The organism is Methylocaldum sp. (assembly GCF_039794385.1).
Taxonomy (GTDB): Bacteria; Pseudomonadota; Gammaproteobacteria; order Methylococcales; family Methylococcaceae; genus Methylocaldum.
This window is the reverse complement of record NZ_JBDIVO010000393.1, coordinates 1-3,936: the sequence shown is the minus strand read 5'-3', so window position 1 is coordinate 3,936 and position 3,936 is coordinate 1. Positions and strand designations below refer to the sequence as shown.

The window sequence follows — 3,936 nt, the reverse complement described above, 5'->3', positions numbered from 1 at the left end:
ACAGTTGCCTGAACGGCACCTCGACGCGATTGCCGAAACGCAATTGTTCCTTCAAGTGCGCCAAATCCGGGAATTCCTCGACCATCGCTTCGATGTAAGGCCGCTCGATCTGAAGCTTCATTCTCTGCTTATCCCCAAAAAGCCGTTTATGAACCTCGTGCTAAGCCGCCTGCTCCGTTGGCGTCAAGGCAGTGATGCTCAGGGCATGGATGTCGCCCGGCATCATTTCGCTCACCGCCGAATAAACCAGTCGATGGCGCTCCAGCGTCGAACGGCCCTCGAAGCGGCGGGAACACACGGTCACGAAAAAGTGGCCGCCACCCTCGTGGGCATGGCCGGCATGGGACCGGCTGTCGTCGACGATTTCCAGGTGAACCGGCTCGAAGGCCTGTTCCAAAAGCGCCCGAAGACGGGCGCCGCGATCCGTAGTCATGAGCCGTTGCCTCCGCGATTCATCTCAAAGGTATAAACGATCTCTCCCGAGCCATGCGGTTCGTAGGTCGGCAATCCCTTGCCGACGAAACGGTCGATCCGCGCCTTGCGTCGGAAAGGATTTCCGACCTACGGAACCGCCGACGCCTCCCTAACCTCCGTACGCCGCTGCCTACGAGATTCGGATTAGGCCACGGCCCTGCGGGACTCCGCCGGCGTTCCGGTGAGCCCGGCGACGAACTCGGCCAAGGGCATGTCGATCCGTTCGATGCCCTGTTCCGCGAGGAACCGCGCCTCGTTGCGGGTGAGGTCGCCTTCCAGCACCGCGAAATGCCGATCGCTGGAACGCTTCATGATCTGCCGCGCATAATTGCGCTCCAGCTGGTTGCGGAAACGGCAGCCCAGGAACAGGAAGCTGCGGCCCGTCCTGATGTCCTTTACCCGGTCCGGAATCGGCGTCTGGATATCGATTTCGGTGAGAACTTCCACGTAGTCGGAATCCGAGACGATGAAGTTGGACGCGGGGGCGATGGAACCCAGCGGCTTGTAGAGCAGGGTCGCCCATCCCGCGGCTTCCCCCGGCTCCGCCTTTGTGTCGTCGGCATGGAAATAGTGAACCCAGTCTCCCAGGTGCTCCGCGCGGCTCACGCCCTGCACTTGCCCGAAATCGCGGCGCGAAGCCAGGGCCGCCGCCATGCTGGCGTCGTACCAGACGTCGACGATCAAGGGCAGCGGGTTCGGGAGATTCGCCAGGAAACCGTGCAGAACGGTCGGTTCCGGCGGGCTCCGAAAGGCTTCCTGCAAAAGTCCGACCAGCGTCTTCCGATGCTTGAAATTCTCGATGTATTGACTGGCGGCGGTAAGATTCTTCCGGATCTTGTGGGGCACGGTGACCTTGGCCGTAATCAGTTCCACCAAGGCCTCCGGCGAACTCGGAATCGCGCCGCCGGGCGCCAGACTCAGAATCTCCGGGCCGAGATACGGAATGACCCGTCCCGCCGCCAAATCTTCTGCCAATTGACTCGGAAACGGCGTGCTCATGATGTCATCCCCGCGGCGCAAGAGGCCTTCAAGGCGTCCACCTCGGTGCGCAGCAGGCGGAACAGCCCGCGTCCGCCGGACAAGGCCTGGTAACTGTTCTGGGTGTTGTTGCACAGGTATTTGTACCAGTCGTGCGGCTCCACCCCTGACGGACGCTCGCCGATTTCGGCCACGGTGCCGTCCGGAAAGAAACGCAGGTGAATGACGCATTCCGTCCGCTGCTCGGCATTGAGCGTCGCGCCGGACGCGACGACGGCCGATTGGGGTTCAGAAGGAGTAGCGACAGCTTCTTTGGTATCCATAACAATGATCCTCTGGTTAATGGTTTATAAGTTCAATTATTACTTTGTTATGAACGCCCAGGGCGGCCTGACAAGCCAGCCTGGACAGCGATTCCGCCCCGCAAAGCTGCGTGAGCCGATCGCGTTCTGCCTGGCGCACCTTGGATAGGCCGCGCCAGCCCTGCCGCACGAGCACATGGCACTCGCCGCAGCGGGCCCGTCCACCGCAACGGTGGGCGACAGCCTCGCCCGCCGCCGCGATGGCCTCGAGCAAATTGGCGCCTCTCGCCACCTGCACCGTCTTGCCCGAAGGCAGTACGGTCACCCAGGCTTTTGCATTCCGCCTCTTTTCGGTCCGCAAAAAGCCCGACATGGTTTCGGAGCGGCGTCAGAGGTAAATGGCCGATCCCGCCCCGATATTGATCGAGGCGTCCTTGGCGGTCTTGACGATGAAGCCCACCTGGTCCTCCGTGATATGGTTGTGGAAAGGCAGCGCAACGGCGCGGTCCGCCAGCTTCTCGGTGACGAAGAAATCGCCCTTGCGATAGCCCAGGTTTCCGTAAAAACGCTGCTGATGCAGCGGCCGGCAATAGGCCACGGTCTCGATCTGCTCGGTTGCCAAGTCGTGAATGATGGCGTCCCGGCTGGAACGGGAAAAACGGGTGCCGAGATGGACCAGGTAGAGAAACCAGTGCGCCTCGTCCACGTCCGGAGCGAGATACGGCGGCTTGATGCCCTCGAAGGATTGCATGTGGGCGTTGTAATAGGCTTCGATCTCTTTCCGGCGCTCCAGGATTCCCGGAAGACGCTTGAGCTGCACCAGCCCGAGAGCGGCGCCGAGTTCGCTGAGTTCCGCCCGATACGGCGGCGTTTCGCCCAGTACCACCGAATGCCGTTCGTCGAGGCGGCGGCCTCGGAAGCTCCGCAGCCGAGCGGCCAAATCGCCGTCGTCGGTCACCACCATGCCGCCCTCGCCGCAGGTCAGCGGCGACGGCTGGGACAAATCGAACACCGAACAGTCCCCGAAGCTGCCCACCAGCTTCCCCTGGTAACGCGAACCGATCGCCTCGCTGGAATCTTCGATGAGCAGCAGGCCGTGTTTCGTGGCCAATTCACGGAACGCCGGCCACATCGCCGGATGGCCGTTGGTATTGCCGGCGACTATGGCGCGGGTTTTCGACGTGATTCCCGCCGCGGCCTTTTCGGGAACCAGCGTCCCCGACCAATAATCGATGTCGGCAAAGATCGGCGTCGCCCCGGCCAGCGCGATGCCGTGAACGGTTTCGCGGAAACCGAACGCGGACGCGATGACTTCGTCCCCCGGACCTATGCCGTAGGCCTTGAGCGCCAGCATCAGGCCGATGGTGGCGCTGCTCACCGCCACGGCGTGTTTGCGCCCGAGATATTGGGCGAAAGCCTCTTCGAAAGCTTCGACCGTGGGCCCCGCGCTCAGCCGCGGCGATTTCAGGACCTCTTCCACGGCTTCGAGTTCGGACAGGCTGATGTCGGGGTCCGAGAGCAAGATGGTAGGTGAGTTTTTCATGGTCGATAACTACCGTTTCTGGGCAACGATCAGACCGGTTGCCGCGGCCGGATCGCCGGTAATGCGTACGCAGTGTTCCGAGGTGTCTATCAGGTAAACGCAGAACTCGGGAGTTTCGAATGTCGGAGTTTCGGAACTCATGTCGCTGGCGTCGCAACGTGTCAGCGACAGCCCCGGAAAATTCTTGCGCACGCTCGCACAGCGTTCGGCGGCGGGCGCCTCGCCTTCCAGAAGCATCCGGATTTCCCCGAGCGCCTCGTTACTGAGCGCCATGGTCAGTCCCCGCTCACCCGACGCGCGTCGACCGTGATCGGCAGCGCGGTATCGGCGGCCATGGCCGGCAGCGACAGCTCCCAGCCGTTCGCCAGCGTCACCATTCCGCCCCACAGTTCCGGCTTTTCCTGGGAAACGATGGGTTCCTCCAGGTCTTTTTTCGGAACGTAAACGGACAGCTCGCCGGCGGAATTTCTTCTGATCATGACCTTCATGCGGTACTCCAGTTGGTTTCAAAAAATCAATGTTTTGTCGTTTCGGGGCATCTGCGACGTCCTCCAGCTAGTAGGATGTGCTGAACGAAGTGAACCGCATCGTTCGCGATTGATGCCTGTCCTGAGCTCAGTCGAAGGGCCTGTCCTGAGC

Annotated in this window: 7 protein-coding genes; all 7 read right to left on the bottom strand. The window is 61.8% G+C overall.

Annotated elements, in window-relative coordinates; translation table 11 throughout:
• Window positions 1-160: 160 nt before the first annotated feature.
• The 7 genes from ABJK70_RS21435 to nifT all read right to left on the bottom strand — a co-directional run bounded on the left by ABJK70_RS21435 (window position 161) and on the right by nifT (window position 3,785).
• On the bottom strand, window positions 161-433 hold the full coding sequence (locus tag ABJK70_RS21435; RefSeq protein ID WP_133718228.1) for a BolA family protein: 273 nt from the start codon (window positions 431-433) through the stop codon (window positions 161-163).
• Window positions 434-618: 185 nt separating this feature from the next.
• A complete protein-coding gene (locus tag ABJK70_RS21430; RefSeq protein WP_086135369.1) occupies window positions 619-1,473 on the bottom strand; it encodes an SIR2 family protein in 855 nt (284 codons plus the stop codon).
• Window positions 1,470-1,775, bottom strand: coding sequence for a hypothetical protein (locus tag ABJK70_RS21425; RefSeq protein WP_240502429.1), 306 nt, complete (start codon window positions 1,773-1,775; stop codon window positions 1,470-1,472). The genes ABJK70_RS21430 and ABJK70_RS21425 overlap by 4 nt, the downstream gene beginning before the upstream one ends.
• A gap of 16 nt (window positions 1,776-1,791) precedes the next feature.
• Window positions 1,792-2,127 carry a 2Fe-2S iron-sulfur cluster-binding protein gene (locus tag ABJK70_RS21420; RefSeq protein WP_077729040.1) on the bottom strand — a complete coding sequence of 112 codons (336 nt, stop codon included), beginning with the start codon at window positions 2,125-2,127 and terminating at the stop codon, window positions 1,792-1,794.
• Window positions 2,128-2,142: 15 nt separating this feature from the next.
• Complete coding sequence (locus ABJK70_RS21415) at window positions 2,143-3,297, bottom strand: DegT/DnrJ/EryC1/StrS family aminotransferase (protein WP_347259067.1); 1,155 nt, start codon at window positions 3,295-3,297, stop codon at window positions 2,143-2,145.
• A gap of 9 nt (window positions 3,298-3,306) precedes the next feature.
• Window positions 3,307-3,570: a hypothetical protein gene (locus tag ABJK70_RS21410; protein WP_077729038.1), complete on the bottom strand. Its 264-nt coding sequence runs from the start codon at window positions 3,568-3,570 to the stop codon at window positions 3,307-3,309.
• A gap of 2 nt (window positions 3,571-3,572) precedes the next feature.
• Complete coding sequence (gene nifT / locus ABJK70_RS21405) at window positions 3,573-3,785, bottom strand: putative nitrogen fixation protein NifT (protein ID WP_077729037.1); 213 nt, start codon at window positions 3,783-3,785, stop codon at window positions 3,573-3,575.
• Window positions 3,786-3,936 lie beyond the last annotated feature (151 nt).

Excerpts from the sequence above, each read along its gene's own strand:
- ABJK70_RS21435 (WP_133718228.1), bottom strand. The coding sequence starts at position 433 with ATGACTACGGATCGCGGCGCCCGTCTTCGGGCGCTTTTGGAACAGGCC.
- ABJK70_RS21430 (WP_086135369.1), bottom strand. The coding sequence starts at position 1,473 with ATGAGCACGCCGTTTCCGAGTCAATTGGCAGAAGATTTGGCGGCGGGA.
- ABJK70_RS21425 (WP_240502429.1), bottom strand. The coding sequence starts at position 1,775 with ATGGATACCAAAGAAGCTGTCGCTACTCCTTCTGAACCCCAATCGGCC.
- ABJK70_RS21420 (WP_077729040.1), bottom strand. The coding sequence starts at position 2,127 with ATGTCGGGCTTTTTGCGGACCGAAAAGAGGCGGAATGCAAAAGCCTGG.
- ABJK70_RS21415 (WP_347259067.1), bottom strand. The coding sequence starts at position 3,297 with ATGAAAAACTCACCTACCATCTTGCTCTCGGACCCCGACATCAGCCTG.
- ABJK70_RS21410 (WP_077729038.1), bottom strand. The coding sequence starts at position 3,570 with ATGGCGCTCAGTAACGAGGCGCTCGGGGAAATCCGGATGCTTCTGGAA.
- nifT (WP_077729037.1), bottom strand. The coding sequence starts at position 3,785 with ATGAAGGTCATGATCAGAAGAAATTCCGCCGGCGAGCTGTCCGTTTAC.